The 25,368-nt window shown below is 70.9% G+C and carries 25 protein-coding genes; 20 read left to right on the top strand and 5 right to left on the bottom strand.

Annotated elements, in window-relative coordinates:
- Nucleotides 1–109 precede the first annotated feature (109 nt).
- A complete protein-coding gene (locus ABD355_RS05665) occupies nucleotides 110–1,486 on the top strand; it encodes a pyridoxal phosphate-dependent decarboxylase family protein (protein WP_344398939.1) in 1,377 nt (458 codons plus the stop codon).
- On the opposite strand, the gene ABD355_RS05660 is transcribed toward ABD355_RS05665, so the two are convergent.
- Nucleotides 1,483–2,166: an NADPH-dependent F420 reductase gene (locus ABD355_RS05660; RefSeq protein WP_344398938.1), complete on the bottom strand. Its 684-nt coding sequence runs from the start codon at nucleotides 2,164–2,166 to the stop codon at nucleotides 1,483–1,485. The genes ABD355_RS05665 and ABD355_RS05660 overlap by 4 nt on opposite strands.
- A 74-nt stretch (nucleotides 2,167–2,240) precedes the next feature.
- Between ABD355_RS05660 and ABD355_RS05655 the strand changes: the two genes are divergently transcribed.
- The 18 genes from ABD355_RS05655 to ABD355_RS05570 all read left to right on the top strand — a co-directional run bounded on the left by ABD355_RS05655 (nucleotide 2,241) and on the right by ABD355_RS05570 (nucleotide 18,269).
- Complete coding sequence (locus ABD355_RS05655) at nucleotides 2,241–2,630, top strand: winged helix-turn-helix transcriptional regulator (protein WP_344398937.1); 390 nt, start codon at nucleotides 2,241–2,243, stop codon at nucleotides 2,628–2,630.
- A 19-nt stretch (nucleotides 2,631–2,649) separates the two neighbouring features.
- Nucleotides 2,650–3,312: a maleylpyruvate isomerase N-terminal domain-containing protein gene (locus ABD355_RS05650; protein ID WP_344398936.1), complete on the top strand. Its 663-nt coding sequence runs from the start codon at nucleotides 2,650–2,652 to the stop codon at nucleotides 3,310–3,312.
- A 28-nt stretch (nucleotides 3,313–3,340) separates the two neighbouring features.
- The gene (locus ABD355_RS05645; RefSeq protein ID WP_344398935.1) at nucleotides 3,341–3,874 is read left to right on the top strand and encodes an MFS transporter; all 534 of its coding nucleotides are present in this window, start codon (nucleotides 3,341–3,343) and stop codon (nucleotides 3,872–3,874) included.
- The gene (locus tag ABD355_RS05640) at nucleotides 3,838–4,743 is read left to right on the top strand and encodes an SDR family oxidoreductase (protein WP_344398934.1); all 906 of its coding nucleotides are present in this window, start codon (nucleotides 3,838–3,840) and stop codon (nucleotides 4,741–4,743) included. The genes ABD355_RS05645 and ABD355_RS05640 overlap by 37 nt, the downstream gene beginning before the upstream one ends.
- Nucleotides 4,744–4,819: 76 nt before the next feature.
- The gene (locus ABD355_RS05635) at nucleotides 4,820–5,176 is read left to right on the top strand and encodes a hypothetical protein (protein ID WP_344398933.1); all 357 of its coding nucleotides are present in this window, start codon (nucleotides 4,820–4,822) and stop codon (nucleotides 5,174–5,176) included.
- Nucleotides 5,177–5,284: 108 nt separating this feature from the next.
- Nucleotides 5,285–5,725 (top strand): DUF6098 family protein, encoded by a 441-nt coding sequence (locus tag ABD355_RS05630; protein WP_344398932.1) that lies wholly within the window; start codon nucleotides 5,285–5,287, stop codon nucleotides 5,723–5,725.
- A gap of 368 nt (nucleotides 5,726–6,093) precedes the next feature.
- Nucleotides 6,094–7,899, top strand: coding sequence for an endo alpha-1,4 polygalactosaminidase (locus ABD355_RS05625; protein ID WP_344398931.1), 1,806 nt, complete (start codon nucleotides 6,094–6,096; stop codon nucleotides 7,897–7,899).
- Between the two features lie 128 nt (nucleotides 7,900–8,027).
- Nucleotides 8,028–9,290, top strand: coding sequence for an MFS transporter (locus ABD355_RS05620; RefSeq protein WP_344398930.1), 1,263 nt, complete (start codon nucleotides 8,028–8,030; stop codon nucleotides 9,288–9,290).
- Nucleotides 9,291–9,573: 283 nt separating this feature from the next.
- The gene (locus tag ABD355_RS05615; protein WP_344398929.1) at nucleotides 9,574–11,280 is read left to right on the top strand and encodes an FAD-dependent oxidoreductase; all 1,707 of its coding nucleotides are present in this window, start codon (nucleotides 9,574–9,576) and stop codon (nucleotides 11,278–11,280) included.
- A 162-nt stretch (nucleotides 11,281–11,442) separates the two neighbouring features.
- On the top strand, nucleotides 11,443–11,961 hold the full coding sequence (locus ABD355_RS05610; protein WP_344398928.1) for a hypothetical protein: 519 nt from the start codon (nucleotides 11,443–11,445) through the stop codon (nucleotides 11,959–11,961).
- Between the two features lie 239 nt (nucleotides 11,962–12,200).
- Complete coding sequence (locus tag ABD355_RS05605; RefSeq protein ID WP_344398927.1) at nucleotides 12,201–12,884, top strand: class F sortase; 684 nt, start codon at nucleotides 12,201–12,203, stop codon at nucleotides 12,882–12,884.
- Nucleotides 12,885–13,013: 129 nt separating this feature from the next.
- Nucleotides 13,014–14,156, top strand: a complete 1,143-nt coding sequence (locus ABD355_RS05600) for a SchA/CurD-like domain-containing protein (RefSeq protein WP_344398926.1) — start codon at nucleotides 13,014–13,016, stop codon at nucleotides 14,154–14,156.
- Nucleotides 14,157–14,223: 67 nt separating this feature from the next.
- A complete protein-coding gene (locus tag ABD355_RS05595) occupies nucleotides 14,224–14,634 on the top strand; it encodes a cupin domain-containing protein (RefSeq protein WP_344398925.1) in 411 nt (136 codons plus the stop codon).
- A complete protein-coding gene (locus tag ABD355_RS05590; RefSeq protein ID WP_344398924.1) occupies nucleotides 14,631–15,899 on the top strand; it encodes a beta-ketoacyl-[acyl-carrier-protein] synthase family protein in 1,269 nt (422 codons plus the stop codon). Before ABD355_RS05595 ends, ABD355_RS05590 begins: the two co-directional genes overlap by 4 nt.
- Nucleotides 15,896–17,149, top strand: coding sequence for a ketosynthase chain-length factor (locus ABD355_RS05585; RefSeq protein ID WP_344398923.1), 1,254 nt, complete (start codon nucleotides 15,896–15,898; stop codon nucleotides 17,147–17,149). The genes ABD355_RS05590 and ABD355_RS05585 overlap by 4 nt, the downstream gene beginning before the upstream one ends.
- Before the next feature lie 29 nt (nucleotides 17,150–17,178).
- Complete coding sequence (locus tag ABD355_RS05580; RefSeq protein WP_344398922.1) at nucleotides 17,179–17,433, top strand: acyl carrier protein; 255 nt, start codon at nucleotides 17,179–17,181, stop codon at nucleotides 17,431–17,433.
- A 1-nt stretch (nucleotide 17,434) separates the two neighbouring features.
- Entirely contained in the window at nucleotides 17,435–17,914 is a 480-nt protein-coding gene (locus ABD355_RS05575) for an SRPBCC family protein (protein WP_344398921.1), read from the top strand.
- A 22-nt stretch (nucleotides 17,915–17,936) separates the two neighbouring features.
- Nucleotides 17,937–18,269, top strand: coding sequence for a TcmI family type II polyketide cyclase (locus tag ABD355_RS05570; RefSeq protein ID WP_344398920.1), 333 nt, complete (start codon nucleotides 17,937–17,939; stop codon nucleotides 18,267–18,269).
- A gap of 74 nt (nucleotides 18,270–18,343) precedes the next feature.
- Here the strand turns inward: ABD355_RS05570 and ABD355_RS05565 are convergent, their stop codons facing one another.
- Together ABD355_RS05565 and ABD355_RS05560 are read right to left on the bottom strand one after the other, a co-directional pair.
- Nucleotides 18,344–19,372, bottom strand: a complete 1,029-nt coding sequence (locus ABD355_RS05565) for a methyltransferase (RefSeq protein WP_344398919.1) — start codon at nucleotides 19,370–19,372, stop codon at nucleotides 18,344–18,346.
- Nucleotides 19,373–19,420: 48 nt separating this feature from the next.
- The gene (locus tag ABD355_RS05560) at nucleotides 19,421–20,479 is read right to left on the bottom strand and encodes a right-handed parallel beta-helix repeat-containing protein (protein WP_344398918.1); all 1,059 of its coding nucleotides are present in this window, start codon (nucleotides 20,477–20,479) and stop codon (nucleotides 19,421–19,423) included.
- A gap of 205 nt (nucleotides 20,480–20,684) precedes the next feature.
- Between ABD355_RS05560 and ABD355_RS05555 the strand changes: the two genes are divergently transcribed.
- Nucleotides 20,685–21,299 (top strand): response regulator transcription factor, encoded by a 615-nt coding sequence (locus tag ABD355_RS05555; protein ID WP_344398917.1) that lies wholly within the window; start codon nucleotides 20,685–20,687, stop codon nucleotides 21,297–21,299.
- Between the two features lie 436 nt (nucleotides 21,300–21,735).
- Here the strand turns inward: ABD355_RS05555 and ABD355_RS05550 are convergent, their stop codons facing one another.
- A complete protein-coding gene (locus ABD355_RS05550) occupies nucleotides 21,736–23,631 on the bottom strand; it encodes an ATP-binding cassette domain-containing protein (RefSeq protein ID WP_344398916.1) in 1,896 nt (631 codons plus the stop codon).
- Nucleotides 23,628–25,349, bottom strand: a complete 1,722-nt coding sequence (locus tag ABD355_RS05545) for an ABC transporter ATP-binding protein (protein ID WP_344398915.1) — start codon at nucleotides 25,347–25,349, stop codon at nucleotides 23,628–23,630. Before ABD355_RS05545 ends, ABD355_RS05550 begins: the two co-directional genes overlap by 4 nt.
- Between the last annotated feature and the right edge of the window lie 19 nt (nucleotides 25,350–25,368).

Here is a 25,368-nt window from a genome sequence, read left to right as displayed (position 1 = left end):
ATTTTACTGTCTCCTCACCTACTGCGGTCTCAATCGCTGACTAGTCAATTGCTGACTGCTCAGCTAAATTCTCACCTGGGCTGACACCGCGAGCGAGAGGGAGATCGTCATGGACCTGCAGTACTGGCTGGGCCGAGCCACTCACGCGATCCAGGACTGGGCCGACACCTTCGGCCCCCACCGGCCGCACCCGTCCCTCCAGGTGGACGACGACCGCTTCGCGTCCGCCTTCGCGGGGTTCACCGAGAGGCTGAAGGACAACTACCCCTTCTTCCACCCGCATTATGCGGGCCAGATGCTGAAGCCCCCGCACCCCGCGGCGGTGGTCGGCTACCTCACCGCCATGCTGATCAACCCCAACAACCACGCCCTGGACGGCGGACCCGCCACCGCCGCGATGGAACGGGAGGTCGTCGCGCAGCTCGCCGCGATGTTCGGTTACGGCGCCCACCTCGGCCACCTCACCACCAGTGGCACGATCGCCAATCTCGAAGCCCTCTTCGTCGCCCGCGAACTGCACCCCGGCCGCGGCATCGCCCACAGTGCCGACGCCCACTACACCCATGGCCGCATGTGTCATGTCCTGGGCATGGCGAGCCATCCGGTCCGTACCGACAGCCAGGGACGGATGGACCTCGAAGCGCTGCAGGACGTACTGCGCACCGGGCAGGTGGGCACCGTCGTCCTCACCACCGGCAGCACCGGACTGGGCGCCGTCGACCCCGTCCACGAGATCCTGCCCCTCGCCGAGCAGTACGGCGTCCGCGTCCACGTCGACGCCGCGTACGGCGGCTTCTTCACGCTCCTGGCCGGATCAGGAGGCATCGAGGGGCTGCCGCCCGACCCGTGGCGGGCCATCGCCCAGGCCGACTCGGTCGTGGTCGACCCCCACAAGCACGGCTTGCAGCCCTACGGCTGCGGAGCCGTCCTCTTCCGCGACCCCGAGGTGGGCCGCTTCTACCTCCACGACTCGCCGTACACCTACTTCACCTCCGCCGAGCTGCACCTCGGCGAGATCAGCCTGGAGTGCTCCCGCGCCGGCGCCTCCGCGGCCGCCCTCTGGCTCACCTTCCAGCTCCTGCCGCCCACCCCCGAAGGCCTCGGCCGGGTCCTGGCGGCCGGCCGCCGAGCAGCCCTGAAGTGGGCGGACCTGATCGAGACCTCAGACCTCCTGGAGCTCTACCAGCGGCCCCAGTTGGACATCGTCACCTACTTCCCCGCCGTCGATCCCGCGACCCTCAGCGGCATCGACGCGGCCTCCGCACGCATCCTGGCGGACGGCATGACCGCCCCCGATCCCGTGTACGTCAGCACCCTCAAAGCCGGCCACGAGGCGTTCACCGCCCGCCACCCCAAGATCACAGCAGACGCCGACGGCGCCCGGATCCTGCGCAGCGTCCTGATGAAGCCGGAGTCCGAACACCACGTCGAGCACCTGCACCACCGGCTCGAGCAGCTGACCAGGTCAGAACCCTTGAACTCCTAACGGAAAGCCTCCGCGCCGCCTTCCGTCTCCTGGCGGCTCGGTCCGGTCGCGTATGCCAACGGGGGCGCGATCGCCTGCGCATCCGCACCCTCGCCGACCCAGAGGGAAATGAACAGCGCGGCGGTCGCTTCCAGGAGACCCGCCCGTTCGAGGCCCCCGCCGGCCACGGGTTCACAGCCCACGTCCTGCACCAGCTCGCGTACACGCGCGAGGCCACTCTCGTCGTCCCCGCAGACCGGCACGGCCAGTGGCCGCCCGTCGAAGACGGGCGGCCGCATGCGCCACACGTCCTCATGACAGAGGTTGAAAGCCTTGATCACATGGGCTCCCGGTGCGGCCGCGGCCAGATGCTGCGCGGCTGACGGGCCTCCTTCCGTCAGCAGCCCGAAGCCCGGCCCGACCGGGTTGGAGCAGTCGAGCAGCACCTTGCCCTCCAGGGCCGTGCGCAGTTCCCGTACCACGGCTGTTGCCGCCCCGAAGGGCAGCGCGGCCAGCACCACCTGACCGGACTCGGCGGCCGAACGCAGACTGCCGGGCTTCACGCTGCCTCCGATGCGCGCCACGAGCCTCTCCGCCTTGTGTGCGTCCCGTCCCCCGATGGTCAGCTCGTGCCCGGCTCGCGCCCAGTGGGTGGCGAGTGCGTCGGCCATGTTGCCCGTTCCCAGCACGCCGATTCTCATCACACGTTTCCTCTCCATGTCTGCTTCGACCGTTCACACCGACGCTAGAAGGCCGTTCGGGCACCATTTGGTACGTGACGACCGACGCCTTCCTTGCCGACTGCCGCGCCCGCCTCGCCTTCGACCTGCTCTCCAACACCTGGAACGCCGTGGTGCTCTGGGCGCTGCGCGACGGCCCCAGGCGTCCGGTCGAACTACGGGAGCGGATCGGGGGCATCAGCTCCAAGGTCCTCACCGAGACTCTGCGGCGACTGCAGTTCAACGGACTGGTCGAACGGTGGTCAGATCCTGATGCACCATCACGGGTCGAGTACCGGCTGACAGCTCTGGGCCGGACCCTGCTGGCGCCCATCGACGCCGTCGGCGCATGGGCCTTCGAGTACGGCGATGAGGTCATGGCGGCCCAGGAAGCGGCGTCCACTCCCGCCTCGCAGCTCGAAAACGGGTTCTCTGACACCGGATGATCATTGATACGGTCCCGCCATGGTTGCAGCAGAGGGATCACCGAGCGGCCCGGTCACCGCGGCCGATGTCGAACGTGCTGTCCGCTCGGCGCTCGCCACTCTGCGCGGGGCCGACGCTCCGGACTGGAGCGTCAAGGCCGGTTCCCTTGAGTGGGACTGCTGGGAGACCGTCGAGCACCTCGCCGACGACCTGTTCTCCTACGCCGTCCAACTGAGCCCGGCGATCCCACCGCTGGACACCCACGTCCCCTTCGCGTGGAGTCGGAAGAGGCCGGGCGGCCCGGCGAATGCGATCTTCGCGGACCGTGAGGCCGGCCCTGCCGGTCTGCTGCAAGTCCTGGATGCCAGCGGCGCCTTGCTGACCGCAATCGTCCGCACCACGCCGCCCACGGTACGGGCACACCACATCTTCGGCGCAGCCGACCCCGAGGGCTTCGCCGCGATGGGCATCGTCGAGACCCTGGTGCACACCCACGACGTCGCTGACGGCCTGGGCATCCAGTGGACGCCGCCTGCCGACCTGTGCGACCGCGTGCTGGCCCGGCTCTTCCCCGACGCTCCGACCGATACCGAACGGTGGCCCACCCTCCTCTGGGCCACCGGCCGCACCGAGCTCCCCGGTCGGCCGCGTCTTACCAAGTGGCGCTGGTACGGCACACCGCGCTCCGAGCGCATGCCGTAGAACAGACGGGCGGGGCACCGCATTCGTCGTGGCCGGTCTGCTGATCACGGTGTTCGCCGCCCGCGTGATCATCGGGCCTCCGGTGATGCCGATCGCGACACTGAGGCCGCCGCGTCGCTCCACCCTGGTGCCGGCACCTGTCGTGTTCGCCGTCGGTCATGTGGTCGCCGCGCTGAGTTCGGACTTCGCCGTCGTACTCGCCTCCCGTGTGGTGACCGACCTGGCCACGGTCGTGGAGGCGCACGCGGCGGGACCGGCCGCGACCTCGCGCGCCCTGGGCCTGCTGATGGGCGGCCTGACGGTGGCCAACGTCATCGGCGTGCCCCCGGGCTCGTGGCTCGGCCAGGTGTCCGACTGGCGCGGGCCGTTGTGGGTCCTGGCCGTACTGGTGGTCCGTCCCGTCGGCGGTGCGATCACATCCGGGTTGGTTGGCTGCCGTCTGGCTGGGAACGCGATGCCCGCAAGGACGGCGGTCCGAGCAGGCATGGTCCGCCGTGAACCACTCCGGCGAAGGGAACGAAAGCCTTGCAGCCCGAGCAGGAACCGTCCGCACCGCAGGTGATCTCCGAGCCCGTCCCTCCCTACGACTCCGACAAGCAGCAGCGGCCAGGCCTGGAAGCCGACATGCGCACCGCGCCGCGCTACGGGGCGAGCCGATACCGCCCGGCCGGAAAGCTGAAGAACAAGGTCGCACTGATCACCGGCGGTGATTCCGGCATCGGACGCGCGGTGGCAGTGCTGTACGCGAGGGAGGGCGCCGACGTCGCCGTCGTCCACCTTCCTGACGAACAGGGGGACGCAGAGGAGGTGCGGCGCGAGGTGCAGGAGCAGGGTCGGCGCTGTCTGCTGCTGCCCGGCGACCTCGCCGACCCGGAATTCTGCCGCGCGGCCGTCGAACGGACCAGGACCGAACTCGGCGGACTGAACATCCTGGTGAGCAACGCCGCCTACCTGAACAGCAAGCTGGAGCTGGAGCAGCTGACCGCGGAGGACTTCGACCGCACCTTCAAGGTCAATCTCTACGCCTACTTCCACCTGCTCATGGCGGCGCTGCCCCACCTTCAGGCCGGGGACGCGGTCATCGCCACGGCGACCGAGGAAGCGCTCAAGGGCAGCGAGACGATGATCGACTACGCGGCCTCCAAGGCGGCGTTGATCACCTTGACCAAGTCCGTCGCCATACATCTGGCCCGGCGGGGCGTGCGTGCGAACGTCGTGGCACCCGGTCCGACCTGGACGCCGCTCAATGAGGCGGACCCGCACATGCCCCCGGACGGCCTGGCCCACATCGGGAGCGACGCACCCCTGGGCCGCGCGGCCCAGCCGGAGGAGATCGCCCCGACCTACGTCTACCTCGCCTCCGACGCCGACTCCAGCTACACCGTCGGCGAGGTGATCGCGGTGACGGGCGGCATGGTCGACACGCGGTGAAAGACCCGCATTGAACACCGAATACCGGGTAGTCCGAGTATGGACTACTCCGGTATGGAAAGGACGAACCGTGATGATGTCTCACGCACTCGAGCGACGGGTGCTCGTCATCACGATGCACGACGACCCCGGCATCGATACGAGGGCTGCGCTGTTCGCTGAGATCAGCGATCTCGTCCACGCATACAAGCCGGCTTCGGTCGTGATCGTCCTCGATCAGCCGGCGCCTACCCAGTCGGCGCTCAGCGTGGTCCGGCGCGTCCACCGGCTGTGCAGCAGTCTGGACCTGGTGGTGTCCGTGGCCACGCGGAGCGCCCCCGTGCGACGCCTCCTGGCGGCCGGGGCCGACACGGAGGACGACATCCGGCTGGTCATCCATGCCCGAGCCGACACCGCGATCGCGACGGCCACCGCGCTGACCGCGGCAGCGTAACCCGTGTGACCTGGTGTTTCAGAGTGGCCGGACAATACGGGTGAATCAGCCGGGACTGGGCACTTGGTCAGCATGGCACATCCCTCGCCAGTAACCGGCTCCTCCGGAATGTCCACGTTCTCGTCCCTGCACGAGCTGGCTGCTCTGGTCGCTGTCCGGCAGGGCCTGTACGTCCGCTGGTCAGTGGGGCCCGAGGAGGACCTGGCCGCCTCGTCCAGCACGGACGACCTCACCGGGGTGCCGCTGCCCGGGCTGTCCGCGAACCCGCTCGACATCGAGGACTGGTGGGGCGATCGGCCCACGCACATCTGGGTCGCCCGGCGCCTGTACGACTACTCCCACCTGCCGCGGGTCAAGGGCGACCGTATCCGCCCCTGGGTGCTGGCGGCCAAGGAGGCCGGCCGTGGGCCCGACAACGAGCCGCTGGTCACGGATGTGCAACCGCTGGGATGGATCAGCCCGCAAGTGATCACCGAGGCCGACAGGGTCGTCACACGGCAGCAGGGCTCCTGGGGCCCGTTGAACCGGGACAGCGCCGTCGAGGGCTGACGGGTTCGATCCGGCACAACCTCCATGGCGTCGCTCAGGGTGCCGGCTCGCCGGTGCCGGCCAGTGCGGCGGCCTGCACGGCGAGCGGTTCCGGGTGGTGGAGGTACGGCCCGGCTGTCCCGGCGGGCGCACGCCCAGTCATCGACGAGGCCACGGGTCAGGGCCCGGAATGGTGCCGGCCGTCATGCGAGTTCGCGCTCCCGCCACGGCCCGAAACGAGCCCAGACGTCTGGTGCGCGGATCGAGACGTCGCTGCTTCCCCATGCATCGAGGTTGCGCACCGGCCTCACATGTCTCAGTACTAGTCTGATCTTCACAGGCAAGTGAACAGCTTTTCGAAGCACGGCACATGGGAAAGGTGACCCGCGATGTCGCTGAGCCTCGGCGATCCGGAGTCCATCGGCGGTTATGCGCTGGTCGACCGGCTCGGTAGCGGCGGCATGGGGATCGTCTATCTGGGGCGCTCGGACTCGGGACGGCAGGTCGCGGTCAAGGTGGTGCATGCGCCGTACGCCCAGGACGAGGAGTTCCGGACGCGCTTTCGGCAGGAGGTCGCGGCGGCCCGCCGGGTGAGCGGTGCGTTCACCGCGCCGGTGGTGGACGCCGATCCGGACGCCGAACAGCCGTGGATGGCGACGCTCTACGTCCCCGGCCGCACGCTGTCGGACACCGTGGCCAAGGACGGCCCGCTGCGCGGACGCGAGTTGCGCGTGCTCGCGCTGGGTCTGGTCGAGGCGTTGCGGGACATCCACCGGGTGGGCATGGTGCACCGCGATCTGAAGCCGAGCAACGTCCTGATGGCCGAGGACGGGCCCCGCGTCATCGACTTCGGCATCTCGTACGCCGTCGACAACGAGGCCCTCACCATGACCGGTCGGCTGATCGGCACCCCGCCCTTCATGTCTCCGGAGCAGTTCGCCGCGCCGCGCGAGGTCACCGGGGCCTCGGACGTCTTCTCGCTGGGCTCGGTGCTGGTCTACGCGGCCACCGGAAACCGTCCGTTCGACGGCAGCAGCCCGTATTTGACGGGGTATCAGGTGATGTACGAGGCCCCGGACCTGAGCGGCGTCGCCGAACCGCTCCGGAGCATCGCCGAGCGGTGCCTGGACAAGACCCCGGCCGCCCGGCCCGGCCTCGAAGAACTCCGCCGTATGGTCCGGGAGTTGCCGGACTCCGACGTGCCGGCAGGTGTCTCCGTCGTGCCGGTCTCACCGGGACCGGCCGACTCCCCGGAAGCCCACCGCCGGGCCTCCCGCACCCACCCCTTCACGCCGGGCCCGGCCGCGGACGAGGGCGGGACGGAAGCAGTCGGAACCCGGACCGGCCACGGACCCCGGCGGCGGCGCGTCATCATCGGCATCGCCGCTGCCCTGGCGGTCACCGCAGTGAGCGTCGCTGCGGTGAGACTCGGGTCGCACCACGATGATGCCTCCCCGTCCCCGGGTCCAAAGGAGTCTGCCGCCACGGTGACCCTGCCGCCGAAGCATGTGCAGTGGGACTACCAGATCGGCGGTGCGTACCCCCTGGCGGCCGGTGCCCGGGTCGTGAGCCGCGACCACGACAGCGAGCCCGCGCCGGGCGTCTACAACATCTGCAACATCAACGCCTTCCAGGCGCAGAAGGGCGAGGAGCACGACTGGGACTCCGACCTGCTGCTGCGCGACGCCAAGGCCGATGTCCTGTACGACAAGGACTGGGGCGAGGCGATCCTGGACATCCGCACGGCCGCCAAACGGCAACGGATCGCCGCCAAGCTGAACAGCTGGATCGACGAGTGCGCGGCCAAGGGGTACAAGGCCGTGGAGCCCGACAACTACGACGTCTTCACGCGCTTCCCGAAGTACCTCAAGGCCGGCCAGGCCGAGGCCTTGATGAGGCTGCTGTCCGCCCACGCCCACGACAAGGGCCTGGCCATCGCCCAGAAGAACGCCGCCGAGCTCCTGTCCGACCGCGCGTCCGTAGGCCTGGACTTCGCCGTGGCCGAGGAGTGCGCCGAGTGGAACGAATGCGGAGAGTTCGCAGAGGCATACGGCGACAACGTACTCGTGGTCGAGTACACGGCGAAGGGCATGGCGAAAGCGTGCACCGACTGGGGCGGCACCCTGAGCATCGTCCGCCGTGACGCCTCGGTCGTGCCCAAGGGCGCTGGCGGCTATGTGCACCAGACCTGCTGACGCCCGGCGGTCCCATGTGAACTGCCTGGCGTTTTTGGGTAATTGTGGTTTGCACTTTGCCTGTGCTTGCGTTGCCCGCTGCGCTGCCCGGACCTAGCCTCACCTGCGAAGCCGTGGGAAGGGCAGGCATGCTGAAGACCGTCCGCGAGCAGGCATCGGGTCTCACCAAGGATCAGCGCAATGCTTTTGTCGCCGCCTACCTGGGCTGGGCGATGGACGCCTTCGACTACTTCCTGGTGGTCCTCGTCTACAGCGAGATCGCCGACGACTTCCATGTCTCCCTCACCGACATGGCCTTCCTCACCACCGCCACCCTGGTGATGCGCCCGGTGGGTGCCCTGCTCTTCGGGATGTGGGCGGACCGCAAGGGCCGACGGCTCCCGCTGATGGTCGACGTCTGCTTCTACTCGGTCGTCGGGTTCGCCTGCGCGTTCGCGCCCAACTACGCCGTGCTGCTGGTGCTGCGCCTGTTGTACGGCATCGGTATGGGCGGCGAGTGGGGCCTGGGCGCGGCGCTGGCCATGGAGAAGATCCCGGCCGAGCGGCGCGGTTTCTGGTCCGGGCTGCTGCAGAGCGGTTACTCGCTCGGATATCTGCTCGCCGCCGTGGCGTTCTTCGGTATCGAACCCGCCTTCGGCTGGCGGGGGTTGTTCGCCTTCAGCCTGGTGCCCGCCCTCGTCGCTCTGTGGGTGCGTACCCGGGTGGCGGAGAGCGAGGTGTGGGAGAAGAGCGTGGCGCTCAACCGCACCCCCGCCCACCAGGTGTTCAAGAACCCGGCGGTGCTCAAGCGCTTCGTCTATCTGGTCGCGCTGATGACCGCCTTCAACTGGATGTCGCACGGCACCCAGGACGTCTACCCGACCTTCGTCAAGAAGGGCCTGGGCCTGTCCCCGGACACCGCGATCGCCATCGCCGTGGTCTACAACATCGGCGCCATCATCGGAGGCATGGTGCTCGGTGCTTACTCCGAGAGGCTGGGCCGCCGTCGCACGATCATGGTCGCGGCTGCCGCGGGCCTGGCCGTGGTGCCCTTCTTCGTGCTGTCCACCGCCGTGGGCTGGCTGATGCTCTCCTCCTTCCTGATGCAGGTGTGCGTACAGGGCGCCTGGGGTGTCATCCCCGCGCATCTGACCGAGATGAGCCCGGATGCCATCCGGGGCTTCTACCCGGGTGTCACCTACCAACTGGGGAACCTGATCGCCGCCCTCAACCTCCCGATCCAGGAGGCCATCGCCGAGCGGCACGGCTATCCGGCGGCGATGTCGTGGACCGTGGTGCCCGCCCTGGCGGTGGTGATCGTCCTGAGCGCCGTCGGCAAGGAGGCCAAGGGCATCCGGTTCGGCAGCACCGGTACGCACGTCCCGACCACCGCAACGGCCGACACCGCCTAGCGGAACAGCGATCGTCGCGACGCACACCCGGGCGGACCGCAGTGCCATGGCGATGGTCTGCGGCCGTACGCAGGCGACGGACCCGACGGCACCGCCTGGAGCCCGGTAGTGGCCACGACGGCAGTTCGCCCGTTCGAGCCGGCCTTCATCCGCCCGATCCGGCGTGTCGTCCTTGCCCGATCGCCGCTCGTCGTACTCACTCCCCGCCTTCCGCGCCCGTTGGCCTGCCCACCGGGTGACAGGCGGGTGAAGCCTGAGGTGCCGTCCGTTTCCCGGGGCATGCATGAGGATCCCCGGCCGGACGGCGGGGCTCCATACGCGGGAGGCGAGAGTGACGAACGAACGAGCCGATCAGGCCGGCCGGCACACCCACAGGGTCCCGGTGCTCATCGTCGGGGGCTCTCTGGTCGGCCTGTCCACCTCGTTGTTCCTCGGGCGGCTGGGCGTGCGCCATCTGCTGGTGGAGCGTCACACCGGCACCTCCATCCACCCGCGCGGCCGCGGCAACAACATCCGCACCATGGAACTGTTCCGGGTTGCGGGAATCGAGCCGGCGATCCATGAGGCCGCCGCCACCCTGGCCGACAACCACGGCATCCTGCAGACGCCCACCCTGGTCGGCGACGCGGGGGAGTGGCTGTTCCGGGAGATCGACCCCGGCGGCGGACTGGCCCGCTTCAGCCCCGGCGCCTGGTGTCTGTGCAGCCAGAACGACCTGGAGCCGGTCCTGCTCGAACAGGCGGCGGCGCTCGGCGGCGACCTGCGCTTCGCCACCGAGCTGATGTCGTTCGAGAGCGACCCCACCGGTGTCACCGCGGTGCTCAAGAGCCGGGAGACGGGCGAGCACAGCACCGTCCGCGCGGACTACCTCGTCGCCGCGGACGGCCCCCGCAGCCCCGTCCGCGAGCAGCTCGGCATCGGCCACAGCGGGCCCGGCGACCTGTTCCACAACGTCAGCATCACCTTCCGCTCCCGCCACCTCGCGGACGTCGTCGGCGACCGCCGCTTCATCGTCTGCTACCTCACCGACCCGGAAGCCGACGGCGCCCTGCTCCCGGTGGACAACCGCGAGCACTGGGTCTTCCACGCCCCCTGGCACCCCGAACACGGCGAAACGCTGGAGGAGTTCACCGACCAGCGGTGCATCGAGCACATCCGCCGCGCGGTCGGCGTACCGGACCTCGACGTGGAGATCACCGGCCGGGCACCCTGGCACGCCGCCCAGCGCGTCGCCCGCAGCTACCGCTCCGGACGGGTCTTCCTCGCCGGAGACTCGGCCCACGAGATGTCACCCACCGGGGCCTTCGGCTCCAACACCGGAATCCAGGACGCCCACAACCTCGCCTGGAAGCTGGCCGCGGTGCTCGGCGGCTGGGCCGGGGAGGGCCTGCTGGACTCCTACGACGCCGAGCGCCGCCCTGTGGCGGAGGCGACCAGCGCCCGGGCCGCCGACCGGTCGGCCGAGCACAGCCACCCCGGGTTCACCCCGCCGTCCGACGCGGGCGGCGGCCCCCGGCGCGGCATCCTCAACGTCGCCCTCGGCTACCGCTACCGGCAGGGCGCCATCGTCGGCACCGACCCGGCGGCCGCCGTCGTTCCGGAGAACCTGGAGCTGACCGGCGAGCCCGGCAGCAGGGCCCCTCACCTGTGGGTGCGGCACGGAGCCGAACGGATCTCCACCCTCGACCTCTACGAACGGTCGCTGGTCCTGCTCAGCGACGCCGGCGACCCGAGCGGATGGCACCGGGCCGCAGGCCGCCTCGCCGAGGAGCTGTCGGTGCCCATCCGGGCGTACCGCGTGGGCGGCGGGCCCGGGGCCGAACTGGTACCGGAAGGGGATGTCCAGTGGACGCAGCGGCATGGCATCACGGCCGGGGGAGCCGTGCTCGTGCGGCCCGACGGGTTCGTCGCATGGCGGTCGCCCGGCCCGGAGCAGGACGCCGAATCGGTACTGCGGCAGGTCCTGAGAACCGTGCTGTCCCTGACCTGATCACCCGCGGTGGAACCCCTGTCTCAACCCTTGGTCCTGTCACCCAGGTGATCGCCCCGACTGGTGGTGAGGAGACGACTGACTGACGGTGGTTCACGTCGGGGTCCGGTCAAGTCAGCTGATGAAGTACCAGCTGCCGGGCCTTGGCGGAAGGACGTTCTTATGCGTTCTGCTCGCATTTTTCTGGCCACAGCGGCGGCTTCCGCCGTCCTCGCCATCGGTGCGCCCGGCGCGTTCGCAAGTGGTGGCGACGGGAATCACGACGGTTCTTCGCACAGCAAGGAGCACGGGAAGGAACACGGCAAGGAGCACGGCAAGGAGCACGGCAAGCAGTCCAGGCACGAGGAGCCGCGCGGCGGCGTGCACGCCGGCGGTGGTGCGCTGACCGCGGTGAACGACGACGGAGACTGGGGCGGCTCGCGGAACTCGAAGACGGACCCGGACACCTACCGGGACGGCTCGTGGGGCAGCGACCACGGGGGCCGTGACGAGGACGGTGGCGGCCGCGGCAGTGACTCCTGGGGCGGCGGCGACCACGCGAAGCCCCACGGCGGCATGCACACCGGCGGCGGGGCGCTCGCGGCGCCGACCGCGACCGCGGGCGGGCTGGCCGTGCTGGGTGTCGTCGCCACCGGGCTGTATGCGGTGCGCCGCAAGAAGCCGGCCGTGGGCACGGCCTGACCCGTGCCCGATGCAATAGCGCAGCCGCGGCCGTCACCCGAGCCCCGTGCGGCGGCCGCGGCACAGCGCTCCGCCGGGGCCGCGCTGGAAGGGCCGGGCGGGCCGTCGACTGTCCGCGGCGCCGTCGTGGCCGGTCGTTCCCCATTCTCGACTTCGCCCGAGCGGGGGACCCCCATCGCGGCGGAGCCGTACGTTGACACAGCCCCGCGCCCCTTCAGGGCCGAATGAGGTGCTCTCCCATGGCAGTTCCTCCTCCCTCTCCCCCCTCCGACGACCAACCGGCGCCCACCGAACCGGGAGTGTCCCGCTCCGGCGTGATGATGATCTGCGCCGCCGCCTGCCTGGTGCTCGCGGCGAGCATGATCAGCGGCCAGGACACCTCCGGCGACGCCGCCCACTCGCAGTCCGCCGCGTCCGTGCGGCACACCGCCACGGCGACGATGTCCCCCGGGCAGCCGGTGGGCAAGCACCTGCCCCGGTCGATGCCCGTGCGCCTGCGCATCCCCAAGATCTGGGTCGACGCCCCCTTCACGGGCCTGTCCATCGGCCCCAACGGACAGCTGCAGCCTCCCCCCGCCAACGACACCAACCTCGTAGGCTGGCACACCAAGGGAGCCTCCCCCGGAGAGACGGGAACCGCCGTCATCGCCGGGCACGTCGACACCAAGACGTCCGCGGCCGTCTTCGCCAACCTCGGCCAGCTGACCAAGGGCGACGTCTTCTACGTCCAGCGCGCCGACGGGCGCACGGCGACCTTCCGGGTCGACAGCGTGGAGACCTTCGAGAAGGACGACTTCCCCAGCGACCGCGTGTACGACGACACCCCCCAGGCCCAGGTGCGGCTCATCACCTGCGCGGGCAACTACGACCGGTCGGTCATGGACTACACGGACAACCTGGTGGTCTTCGCCCACCTCGTCTGAGCATCACCCGCGTAGGCCATACGAGTCGCGCGCTGCGGGCCACGGGCACACGATCGAGGAACGCCGACGCCGACGCCGCCGACCGCGGCCGACGTCGGGTTCCGCCCCCGCGAAGGAGATGTGCGCAGGATGACGACCACGTCCGAACGTGTTTCCAGTCCGCCGGCCCGACAGGTGTCGCCCCGGGTGTCCCAGTCCGTGTTCGACGGCTCCAGACTCCGGGTCGTCCTGCTGGTGGACGTCTACGACGGAGCCCAGCAGCAGTTCCTGGAGGCGTACGAGCTCCTGTGCAACCAGGTGGCCTCCGTCCCCGGACATGTCAGCGACCAGCTGTGCCAGTCCATCGAGAACCCCTCCCAGTGGCTCATCACCAGCGAGTGGGAGAGCGCTCCGCCGTTCCTCGCCTGGGTCAACAGCGAGGAACACGTGCGGATGGTGGAACCGCTGCACAGCTGTGTCCGCGACACCAGGTCGCTGCGCTTCCACATCGTCCGCGAGACCGGCAGCCCGGCCCCCCACGCCGAGCCCGGCGAGCGCCGACTTCAGGCGGCACCCAGGATCGGCGACGGCCTGATCCGGCACGCCCTCACGTTCACCGTCACACCGGGCAGCGAGGAGAAGGTCGCGAAGATCCTCGCCGACTACGCCTCACCCGAGCCGAAGGTCGACGACTCCACCCGGCTGTGCCGCACCTCCCTGTTCATGCACGGCAACCGGGTGGTACGGGCCATCGAGGTGCGCGGCGACCTGCTCGCCGCACTGCGCCATGTCGCCCGGCAGCCCGAGGTGCGCGCCGTCGAGGAGGCCATCAACCCGTACCTGGAGCAGGACCGGGACCTCGACGACCCCGAGTCCGCCCGCGTCTTCTTCACCAGGGCCGCACTTCCCGCCGTCCACCATGTGACGCTGGAGCAGCAGGACGCGCACGAGGAGCGGCACGCCCTGTCCTATCCGGTCCGGCCCGGCTGCGGCATGCGCCTGGCCGAGGCGCTGGCCCGGCAGGACGAGGCCGCGGCGGACGACCCGCGCAGCCCGATCCTGCGCAGCACCGTCTTCCAGCGCGACGACGTCGTCGTACGGCTGATCGACGTACGCGGCGGACTGACGGCCGCCGACCCCGCCCTCGCCCTCGGCCTTCAGGACCCCGGGCAACTGGCCGAGCTGACGACCTTCCGCATCGACGCGTCCGCGCCCCTGCACGGCGAGCTCGCACGCTGCACCGGGCTCGCCCGCATGGACCTCGTCACCGACCGCCGCTCGCCCGAGGCCTGAACCGCCCTCAGCCGGCAGTGGCGGCCACCGCCCCCACGTCGATGCAGGACCTGATCGGAGGAACGCCGTGATCACATCCCGTCCCAGAATCGTGGATCTCAGCGAGGTCGAGCCCAACCGTCGGCGCGGCGGCGATCTGCGTGCCATGCTCACCCCCGCCACGGTCGGCTCCACCAGCGGATTCATGGGCGTCGCCATCGTCCAGCCCGGCGAGCGCATCGGGGAGCACTACCACCCGTACTCCGAGGAGTTCGTGTACGTCGTGTGCGGGGACCTGGAGGTGGACCTCGACGGCGTCCCCCAGCCGCTGCGGCCCGAACAGGGCCTCATGATCCCCATGCACATGCGGCACCGCTTCCGCAACGTCGGCAACGTCGAGGCCCGCATCGTCTTCCACCTCGGCCCGCTGGCCCCGAGCCCGCCGCTCGGCCATGTCGACACCGAGGAGAGCGACGCCGCCGCAGAGGTCCCGTCATGACACGCCGGGTGGCGGTCACCGGCATAGGCGTCGTCGCACCCGGCGGCACAGGAATACCGGCGTTCTGGGACCTCCTGGCCGCCGGGCGCACGGCGACGCGGGGCATCACCTTCTTCGATCCGGCCGGCCTGCGCTCCCGGATAGCCGCCGAGTGCGACTTCGACCCGGCGGCGCACGGTCTCGACGCGGAGCAGACCGCACGGTGCGACCGCTACATACAGTTCGCCCTGGCCGCCGCGGCGGAGGCGATACGCGACGCCGGCCTGGAGCCCGAGCGGGAGAACCCCTGGCGGATGGGGGTCTCGCTGGGCACCGCGGTCGGCGGCACCACCCGGCTGGAGCACGACTATGTGCTGGTCAGCCATCACGGGCAACGCTGGGACGTGGACCCGCGGCAGGCCGGCCCGTATCTGCACCGCGCGTTCGCGCCCAGCACCCTCGCCTCCACGGTGGCCGAGCGGTTCGGGGCGCGCGGCCCGGTGCAGACCGTCTCCACGGGCTGCACCTCGGGGCTCGACGCCGTCGGATACGCCTTCCACACCGTCGAGGAGGGCCGCGCCGACGTGTGCATCGCCGGCGCCTCGGACTCGCCGATCTCCCCGATCACCATGGCCTGCTTCGACGCGATCAAGGCCACGTCCCCGAACAACGACGACCCCGCACACGCCTCGCGCCCCTTCGACGCCGACCGCGACGGGTTCGTCATGGGCGAGGGCGGCGCGGTGCTCGTCCTGGAGGAACTCGACCACGCCCGGGCCCGCGGCGCGCACGTGTACTGCGAACTCGCCGGCTACGCCACCTTCGGCAACGCCTACCACATGACCGGACTCACCCGTGAGGGCGTGGAGATGGCGAAGGCCATCGAGGCCGCCCTCGACCACGCCCGGCTGGACGGCACGGCGATCGACTACGTCAACGCGCACGGCTCCGGCACCCAGCAGAACGACCGCCACGAGACCGCCGCCGTCAAACGGGCCTTGGGCCCGCACGCCTACGACACCCCGATGAGCTCCATCAAGTCCATGGTGGGCCACTCCCTCGGCGCGATCGGCGCCATCGAACTCGTCGCCTGCGTCCTGGCGTTGGCCCACCAGGTCGTCCCGCCGACCGCCAACTACGAGACCCCGGACCCCGAGTGCGACCTGGACTACGTCCCGCGCATCGCGCGTGAGCGGAAACTGGACAGTGTGCTCTCGGTGGGCAGCGGGTTCGGCGGCTTCCAGTCCGCGGTGGTCCTGACCCGGCCGAGGGAGAAGACACGATGAGCGAACCGCATCCACGGCGGGCGGCCATCACCGGAATCGGCGTGGTCGCACCCAACGGATCAAGCACGGAGACCTTCTGGAAGTCCGTCAAGGAGGGCATCAGCGCCCTGGACCGGGTCACCCGCGAGGGCTGCACGCATCTGCCGCTGCGGGTGGCGGGCGAGGTCCGGGATTTCGACCCCTCCACCGCCGTCGAGGAACGCTTCCTCGTCCAGACCGACCGGTTCACGCACTTCGCCATGGCCGCGGCCGACCTCGCGCTGGACGAGGCCCGGATCGGCCGGGCCGCGACCGACGGCTCCCCGTTCTCCGTGGGCGTGGTCACCGCGGCCGGTTCCGGCGGTGGTGAGTTCGGGCAGCGGGAGCTGCAGCAACTGTGGGGAAAGGGCAGCCGGTTCGTCGGCCCCTACCAGTCCATCGCCTGGTTCTACGCCGCCAGCACCGGCCAGATCTCCATCCGTCACGGGTTCAAGGGCCCCTGCTCGGTCGTCGCCGGCGACGAGGCCGGCGGCCTGGATGCCCTTGCGCACGCGGCGCGGGCGGTGCGGCGTGGCACCGACGTGATCGTGACCGGCTCGACCGAGGCGCCGCTCGCCCCCTACTCCGTCGTCTGCCAGCTCGGCTACCCGGAGCTCAGCACCGAGGCCGACCCGGCCCGCGCCTACCGCCCGTTCACCTCCGCGGCCTGCGGATTCGTGCCCGCCGAGGGCGGCGCCATGTTCGTCGTGGAGGACGAGGAGACGGCCCTGGCGCGGGGCGCGCGCGTGCGGGCGGTGCTCGCCGGACACGCGGCCACCTTCACCGGAGCCTCCCGCTGGGAGGAGTCCCGCGAAGGCCTCGCCCATGCCGTCCGGGGCGCCCTGGCCGAAGCCGGCTGCGCCCCCGAGGAGATCGACGTCGTCTTCGCCGACGCCCTCGGCGTGCCGGAGGCGGACCGCGCCGAGGCCCTCGCCATCGCCGACGCGCTCGGCGCGCACGGCACCCGCGTGCCCGTCACCGCACCGAAGACCGGCATCGGCCGCGGCTACGGCGCGGCGGCGGTCCTCGACACCGCGGCGGCGGTGCTCGCCATGGAGCACGGGCTGATTCCGCCCACCCCCAACGTCTACGACATCTGCCATGACCTCGACCTCGTGACCGGCCGGGCCCGCGCCGCCCAGCCCCGTACGGCGCTGGTCCTGAGCCGGGGCCTCATGGGGTCGAACTCGGCGCTGGTGCTGCGGCACGGCGCCACCGGCGCCTCGTCCTGAGGCGCCGCCGAGCAGTAGAGGAGAACCGCATGTCCGACCGAATAACCGTCGAAGAGCTGGCCGAACTCATGAAGAAGTCCGCCGGTGTCACCGTCACCCCCGAGGAACTCGGGCTGCACAACCCCGGCTTCGACACCCTGGGCGTCGACTCGCTCGGCCTGCTGGGCATCGTGGGCGAACTGGAGAACCGCTACGGCACGCCGATGCCCGCCGACGCCGAACGCTCCAAGACCCCCCGGCAGTTCCTCGACCTCGTCAACAGTGCCCTCATGACAGGAGCGTGAGATGACCGGACACACGCAGAACGAGATCACCATCGCGGCACCGCTGGATCTGGTCTGGGAGATGACCAACGACCTGGAGAACTGGCCGCGGCTGTTCACCGAGTACGCCTCCGTCGAAGTCCTGGCCCGGGAGGGGCGCAAGACCACCTTCCGGCTGACCATGCACCCCGACGAGAACGGCACCGTGTGGAGCTGGGTCTCCGAACGCGAACCGGACCGCGACACGCTCACCGTCAGGGCCCGCCGGGTCGAGACGGGACCCTTCGACCACATGAACATCCACTGGCAGTACGAGGAAGTGCCGGGCGGCACCCGCATGGTGTGGACGCAGGACTTCGCGATGAAACCGGAAGCACCGGTCGACGACGCCTGGATGACCGACAACATCAACCGGAACTCCAAGGTCCAGATGGGGCTGATCCGGGACCGCATCGAGAAGGTCGCCGCCGAGCGCGGTGCCACTCCGGGTCTGACCGACTGAACCGGACGGAGAACCAGCCCCCATGCACCAAGCACTGATCGTCGCCCGTATGGCCCCGGGATCGGCCCCGGACATCGCCAAGGTGTTCGCGGAGTCCGACCGCGGAGAGCTGCCGCATCTCGTCGGGGTGGTCCGGCGCAGCCTCTTCCAGTTCGGCGACGTGTACATGCACCTCATCGAGTCCGAACGGGACCCCGGCCCCGCCATCGCCAAGGTGACCGAACACCCCGAGTTCCGGGACGTCAGCGAGCGGCTGTCCGCGTACGTCAGCGCGTACGACCCCCAGACCTGGCGCTCCCCGAAGGACGCCATGGCACAGCGCTTCTACCTCTGGGAGCGCGACCCGGCCGGCTGACCCCGCCGTGACCTCACCGGTCGCCGGGCCCGCAGCTTCGCGGGCCCGGCGACCGGTGGTCTTCGGGGGGCCGTTCAGCCCGGGACGTGGCAGTCGAACGCGTGCAGATAAGGGTTGACCGGGCGGATGTCGTCGATGACCAGCCCCGCCTCGGTCAGCCGGCCGACCATGCTGTCGGTGGTGTGCTTCGCCCCGCCGACGTTGAGGAGCAGCAGCAGGTCCATCGCGGTGCTGAACCGCATCGAGGGCGAGTCGTCGACGAGGTTCTCGATGACCACGACCCGGGCCCCCGGGCCACCCGCAGCACGCACGTTGCGCAGCGTCCGGGCGGTGCTGTCGTCGTCCCACTCCAGGATGTTCTTGATGATGTAGACGTCCGCCGCGACCGGCACGGACACCCTCACGTCGCCGGGCACCACACAGGCGCGGTCCGCGAGGTCGCCGCCCGGCCGCAGCCTCGGCAGCGCGTTCTCCACCACCCGCGGAAGGTCGAGCAGACTGCCGTGCAGCGAGGGGTACTTGTCCAGCAGGCTCACCAGCACATGCCCCTGCCCGCCGCCGAGATCGGCGACCGACGCGCTCCCCGACAGGTCGAGGAAGTCGGCCACGTCCCGCGCCGACTGCACGCTGGATGTCGTCATGGCCCGGTTGAAGACGTCGGCGGACTCCGGGGCGTCCTCGTTGAGGTAGGGGAAGAACTCCTTGCCGTAGAGGTCCTCGACGACATTGCGCCCGGTGCGCACCGCCTCGTCGAGCCTCGGCCAGGCGTCCCAGGTCCATGGCTCGGTGCACCACAGCGAGATGGCGCGCAGACTGTTCGGATCGTCCTCGCGCAGCAGCCGGGAGACATCGGTGTGGGCGAAGGTCCCGTCCGGCAGCTCGGCGAAGACGCCGTAGCAGGAAAGGGTGCGCAGCAGTCGGCGCAGCGGCCGGGCCTCGGCCTTCACGGCGGCCGCAAGGTCCTCCGCGGTCATGGGGTGGTCACCGAGGGCGTCGGGGACTCCCAGCCGGGCGGCCGCCCGGAGGGCGGCGGCACATGCCGCCGCGAAGGCTAGCTCCCTCAGCCGCATGGACGGCGGTGGGGCTGTCTGTGCGGTCGTCATGTGCCGCTTCCTTCCTTCTGGGCCCGCAGGCGGGCCATGACCTGCGGGTCAGCACATTCCCGCGGGCTGGGAGGCCCGGCAGGAGTTGCGTTCGAAGGTGTTGCCCGTGCCGTGGTCGGCGTTGATGAGGTCCGCGGGGGAGTTGCCCTCGACCACGTTGTCGTTGATCCGGTTGCGGTCGCTGGTGACGCCGACAAAGCTCTTGAACAGGACGATGCCGCCCGACATCGACGAGTTGCCGACGTTGTTCCTGACCACGTTCCGGGTCACCAGGGTGTCCTCGGCGCCGGTCAGGACGATGCCGGAGCCCTGCAGGGCGTCCAGCCGCGCCGTCTTCGGGCACGACTTGTTGTTGCGTACGAGGAGGTTGTCGCGCACGGTGAGCGCGCCGGCCTTCGGCTTGTTCTCGTCACCGACGACGAACACCGCCACGCAGTTGGCGGTCGCGCGGTTGCGAGCGACGGTGAGGTTGCGCAGCCGCCGGACCGTCACGCCGATCCGGTTGCCCTCCAGCCGGTTGTGGTCGATCAGTGTTCCCCCGGTGTCCGTGGCGCCCGCCTCCTCATTGATCGTGTTGGCGAGGAAGACACCCGCGTCGCCGTTGTTCAGGGCGCTGTTGTCCTGGATCACCGAGCGGACCGACCGCTCCTGGGCGATGCCCCACACGCCGTTGCGCGCCGTGGTCACGTTCCGCACGGTCAGCTGGTCGGTCGCCATGGCGAACACCCCGGTCCTGGCAAAGCCCGTGACGGTCAGCGAGGCGATGGTCACGCCCTTGACGTCACGGTCCTTCGTGCCCAGGACACAGATGCCGTTGCCGCCCTCGGCACAGCTGTTGGCGGCCTTCTTCCCGCTCGGCTCGATCACGGTGGCTCGCCCCATGCCGCGCAGGGTCAGCCCGGGCGTGGTCACCTTGATGCTCTCGTGGAACGTGCCGGGGGCCACGAGAACGGTGTCTCCGGGCTTTGAGGCGTCCACCGCCTTCTGGATCGACTGGCCCGGCATGACCACATGGAACGCATGACGGGCGGCCGGCGGAGCGGCACCCAGTCCGGTCCCGACCACCACGGCGGTGCACATCATGTACGTAATGCGGTATTTCTTCATATCGCGAACGCTATGACCAGATAGGCCGTTTACCTGCTGAATGGGCCATTCGGCGGCGTGTCCTGCGGGCGCCCTGCGCCTGGCGCGGGCTCGGGGCGGGGCGGCATCCGTCGAACAGGGCGATAACCGGAGATAATTCGTACGGCGCCTTCGGAGTGTCCGGGGCGTGTCGCGTGAGCAGGCCGCTGCGGGCCGGGCGGGAGCGATGTTGATCCGTGTTCTTCTCGTCGAGGAGACCGACCTGGTGCGCGGGGCCCTGGCCGCCCTGCTGACACGTGAGGAGGACATCGAGGTGGTCGCAGCGGCACCGGGGTGCGGACAGGCCGTCACACGGGCGCTGTCGTACCGGCCCGACGTCGTCGTCATCGACTGTGACGGCGATGCCGTCGAGGACGGGGCGCTCGGTACCTCGCAGGAGCTGAGCGAGCGGCTTCCGGAGTGCCGGATCCTGCTGGTGGCCGGCGCGGCGACGCCCGAGTATCTGCGCCAGGCGCTGGCCCACCCCGTCGCGGGGCTCATCGGCAGGAACAGCCCCAGCAACTTTCTGACGGAGGGCGTACGCAAGGTGGCGGCGGGCGGGCGGTTCATCGACCCGGAACTGGCGCTGCTGGCGCTCTCCTCGGCCCGGAGCCCGCTGACCCCCAGGGAGCTCGAGGTGCTGCGGCTGGCCGCGGACGGCACTCCTACGCGGGAGATCGCGGAGCGACTGTCACTGTCGGTGGGAACGGTCCGCAATCATCTCAACGCGGTCTCCCGGAAGACCGGTGCCCGCAACCGCATCGACGCGATCCGCATCGCCCGGCAGTCGGGCTGGCTCTGACCGGGCCTGTGGCCGGCCGCCCGGCTCACATCCCTCTACGGCAACCGAGCTCGCCGCCGCCGGCCGGTCGCTCCGTACCTCCCTTGCCCGTCCCAGTGGCCGATCAGGTGGCGGTTGGGGGTGCAGTCTGTCATCGGCCGGCCGTCCGGCCATGCTCTGTCCGGCTCATGTCGCTTTGCGGTGGGTGAGTTCGCGGCCGTCGGCCGGTTGTTCCGTACCCTCTCGTCCGTTGCAGTGGCCGATCAGATGGCGGTTGGGGGGCGCAGTCCGCCATCGGTCGTCCGGCCACGTCCTGTCCGGCTCATATCGCTTTGCGGTGGGTGAGTTCGCGGTCGTCGGCCGGTCGCTCGGTATCGTCTTGGCCGTTGCAGTGGTCGATCAGATGGGGGTTGGGGGTGCAGTCTGTCATCGGTCGGTCGGCCATGCTCTGTTCGGTTCATGTCGCTTTGCGGTGGGTGAGTTCGCGGTCGTCGGCCGGTCGCTCGGTATCGCCTTGTCCGTCCCAGTGGCCGATCAGGTCGCGGTAGAGGGCGCAGTCGGCCATCAGTCGGTCGTGGGTGCCGAGGCGGCAGTGGGAGCCGTCCATGACGAGGACGAGGTCGGCGCGCAGCGCGGAACTGATCCGGTGGGCGCACACGATCAGAGTGGCCGGGCGGCCGGCGAAGGCCCGTTCGGCGACCGCCTCCGCCGCCGGGTCGAGGTGACAGGTGGCCTCGTCCAGCAGGACCAGCCGGGCCGGCGGCAGCAGGGCCCGGACCAGGGCGATCAGCTGCCGCTCTCCCGCCGAGAGCACGGCAGGATCCACGGTCGCGCCATAGCCGCCGAGGCGCCGGACGAGCGCCTGCGCACCGATGGCGTGGACCGCCGCGTCCAGATCGGACTCGGTGGCCGTGGGCTCAAGGTAGGCGAGATTCTCGCGCAGGGTGCCGGCGAACACATAGGCCTCCTGCGGGATCAGCACACGGCACCGGGACAGCCGTCCCCGATCCAGCTGCCGCACCGGCACACCCCCCAGCCGGATCCGGCCGGCCCGCGGTTCGAGCACCCCGGCGATCAGCGAGGCCAGCGTCGACTTGCCCGCCCCGCTGGGGCCCACGACGGCCAGATGCGTGCCAGGCGCGAGTACAAGGTCGAGATCCCGGACGACCGGCTCGGCGGAACGGGCGTATCCAAAGGTGACCCCGCGCAACTCCACCCGGCCGTCGCGGGGCTGCGTCCTCCCGGGCGGGTCGGCCGCGGGCATGGGGAGTGGCCCGACGCGTCGGGATGTACCCGGACGGGAGACGGGGGCGGCGCCTCTCCTGAGGGAGTGGGGCCCTTGGGGCCCGTCCGGCACAGCCCCGGGGGAGAGGCTGGGTCCGGGAGGGGGTGCTGCTGCCGTTGGGGTGGATGCTTCCAGGATTCGGGTGAGGGTGACCAGGAGCCACAGGCCGCTGCCGCCGAGGCCCTGGACGAAGCCCCGTAGGGCGGGTTGCAGGGACTGGGAGACGTAGGTCAGGGCCCCCAGGATGGCGCCCGTCGTCATGCCGCCGTGGACCAGCCAGGGGGTTCCGGCGAGGATCAGCACGATCGGGAGCCAGCCGCCGACGCCCAGGGCGGCGGTCCGCACGGCCGTGAGCCGGGCCAGGGCGCGGGCCGCGTCCGCCGCCGCGTCGATGCGGGCGCCGACCCGGACACGTACGACATCCTCGGCGCCGCAGGCCGTGACGTCCCGCAGACCGTCGGCCACCGTGCCCACCTGCTCGGCAATGGCCTCGTCGGCCAGTACGACAGCCCGCTGCCGAGCGGCCATCGCGCGCAGGGCCAGCAGGAACAGCGCAAGCCCGGCCGCGAGGGGCGGCAGCACGAACAACAGAAGGGCGGGATCGAGTACGACCAGCCCGAGCAGCACGCTCACCGCGGTGACCGAGAAGGTCTGCACGAACATCACGATCGCCCCGTACGACTCACGGGCGATCTCGACCTGCTCGGTCAGCCGTGCCACGCCCGCCGTGTCGGGCGGCCCGGTCAGGCGGGCGGAGCGCTGCAGCGTGCCCGTGGTGACAAGGGTGACCAGGTCGTCGCGGAACGGCTCGACGACCTCGGCGAGTTGGAGTGTGGCCCGCCGTGTGCCCCAGGCGCCGAGGAGGACGCTGCAGGCCAGCAGCGCCAGCCAGCCGAGGCCCTCGGCACTGCGGCCGGCGAGGAAGCCGTCGTCGACGGCCCGGGCGACCAGCCAGCCGGACAGCAGCGCGGGCACCGCCTGCACCAGCGACCAGCCGGCGAGCCGTGCGAACTCCGGGCGCCGGGCGCGGAGGGCGGAGCGAAGCAGACCGTGGGCCGCCCGGTTCATCGCGGCCCCCCGTCGGGCGGCCGGAACACGGCCCGGTACTCCGGGTCCGCCCAGAGCTCGCGGTGGGTGCCCTGTCCGCGGACGCGGCCCGCCTCCAGCCAGACGACGTGGTCCGCGCGGGCCGCGGTCGACGCCCGGTGGGTCACCACGAGCCGAGTACGCCGGGCGAGCCGTCCGGACCCGGTGAGCACCTTGCCGATGTGGTGCTCGGTGACGGTGTCGAGGCCGGCCGTCACGTCGTCGAGAACCAGGACGCGGCCGGCCGGGCCGGCCTGGACGAACGCGCGTGCAAGACCGACCCGTTGGATCTCCCCGCCGGACAGCGGGGCGGCGGCCGGCCGGGTGCCGTACCCCTCGGGCAGGGTCTGCAGGAAGGCGTCGGCGCGTGCGGCGGTCGCCCCCGCCAGCACCTCGGCCCGCGCGGGGGCGCGGACCCCGAGGGCGATCGCGTCGGCGTACGTCTCGCCCAGCAGCACCGGCCGGTCGAAGCCGTACGCCACGGCCCGCCGCAACGCCGCGCGGCCCACCTCACGCAACGGCACCCCGTCGAGCAGCACCTCGCCCTCGTCCGGGTCGGCCAGCCGCCCGGCCAGCGCGGCGAGCAGCGACTTGCCGGATCCCGAACGCCCCACGACGGCCGTGAGCAGACCGGGTGGCGGCGCCAGGTCGATCCCGTCCAGCACCGTGCCGCCCTCCGGCGTGCGGACGGTCACCCGGCGGAACTCCAACCGGCCGCCGCCCCCGTCCGGCAGTGGCGTGTCGCCGTACACCACCGCGGGTGCTCTCAGCACCTCGGCGACCCGCCCCGCCGTGGCGCGCGCGAAGGCGAGCCGGTGCGCCGAGGCCACCAGCGAACTCACGCCCGTGGCCAGCAGCACGTACTCGCTCGCGGCAAGCGTCTGACCCGGTGTGATGCGGCCCCGGGCGAGCTCCAGTCCGGCCACCGCCAGCACGGCGACCTCCAGCAGCGGGACGACCGCCGCGTCTTGCGAGCAGACCCGGGCGTACGCCCGCCACATCCCCATGCCATGGCGGTGCAGTTCCGGCAGCGGCCGCAGGATCCGCTCGGCCTCCCGGGCCGTGGTCCCGGCGGCGGTGATGGAACGGATGCCGGTGAGAGCGTCGACGAGGCGGGCGGCGATACGGCCCTGCGTGGCGAAGTAGCGGTCGTTGACGTCGGAGACGTCACGGACGAAGGCGCGCACCACCAGGACGACCAGCGGCAACCCGGCGAGGAACGTCAGGCACAGCCGGGGGTCGATGAGGGCCAGCGCGACCACCGCCCCGACCGGGGGGAGCACTTCGGTCACCGCCCACACCAGACCCGAAGGAGCGCTGCCCGTCCGGGCGGTGTTGCTCACCAGGCGCGTCACCAGATCGCCGGGAGTGTGACGGCGGGTGGCGCGGGCGCCCATGTCGAGGACGTGCCCCAGCAGGGTGTGCCGCAGCCATGCCGTGGAGCGGGAGTTGGCGACGGCGCCCGCGTAGTCGTCCGCCGCGTCGCACACCACGACGAGCGTGACGGCCACGGCGGACAGGCTCAGCCACAGGCTTGCGTCGCCGCGCCCCAGCACGGCGTCGACCGTGCGGCCCAGGACGGCGGGCAGGACGACGTAGACCCCGGCGAGCACAAGAGATGTGGCGGCCAGGACACCGCCCCAGGCGCCGCCCCGCCGGACCGCCGTCAGCAGCAGTCGGTCCGCCGCACGTCGGTCCACCGGCCGCTCCCGTCGCCGT

This window comes from Streptomyces longisporus (assembly GCF_039532765.1).
Lineage (GTDB): Bacteria > Actinomycetota > Actinomycetes > Streptomycetales > Streptomycetaceae > Streptomyces > Streptomyces longisporus.
The sequence above is the reverse complement of the archived record's forward strand: the minus strand, read 5'-3'. Positions and strand labels throughout refer to the sequence as shown.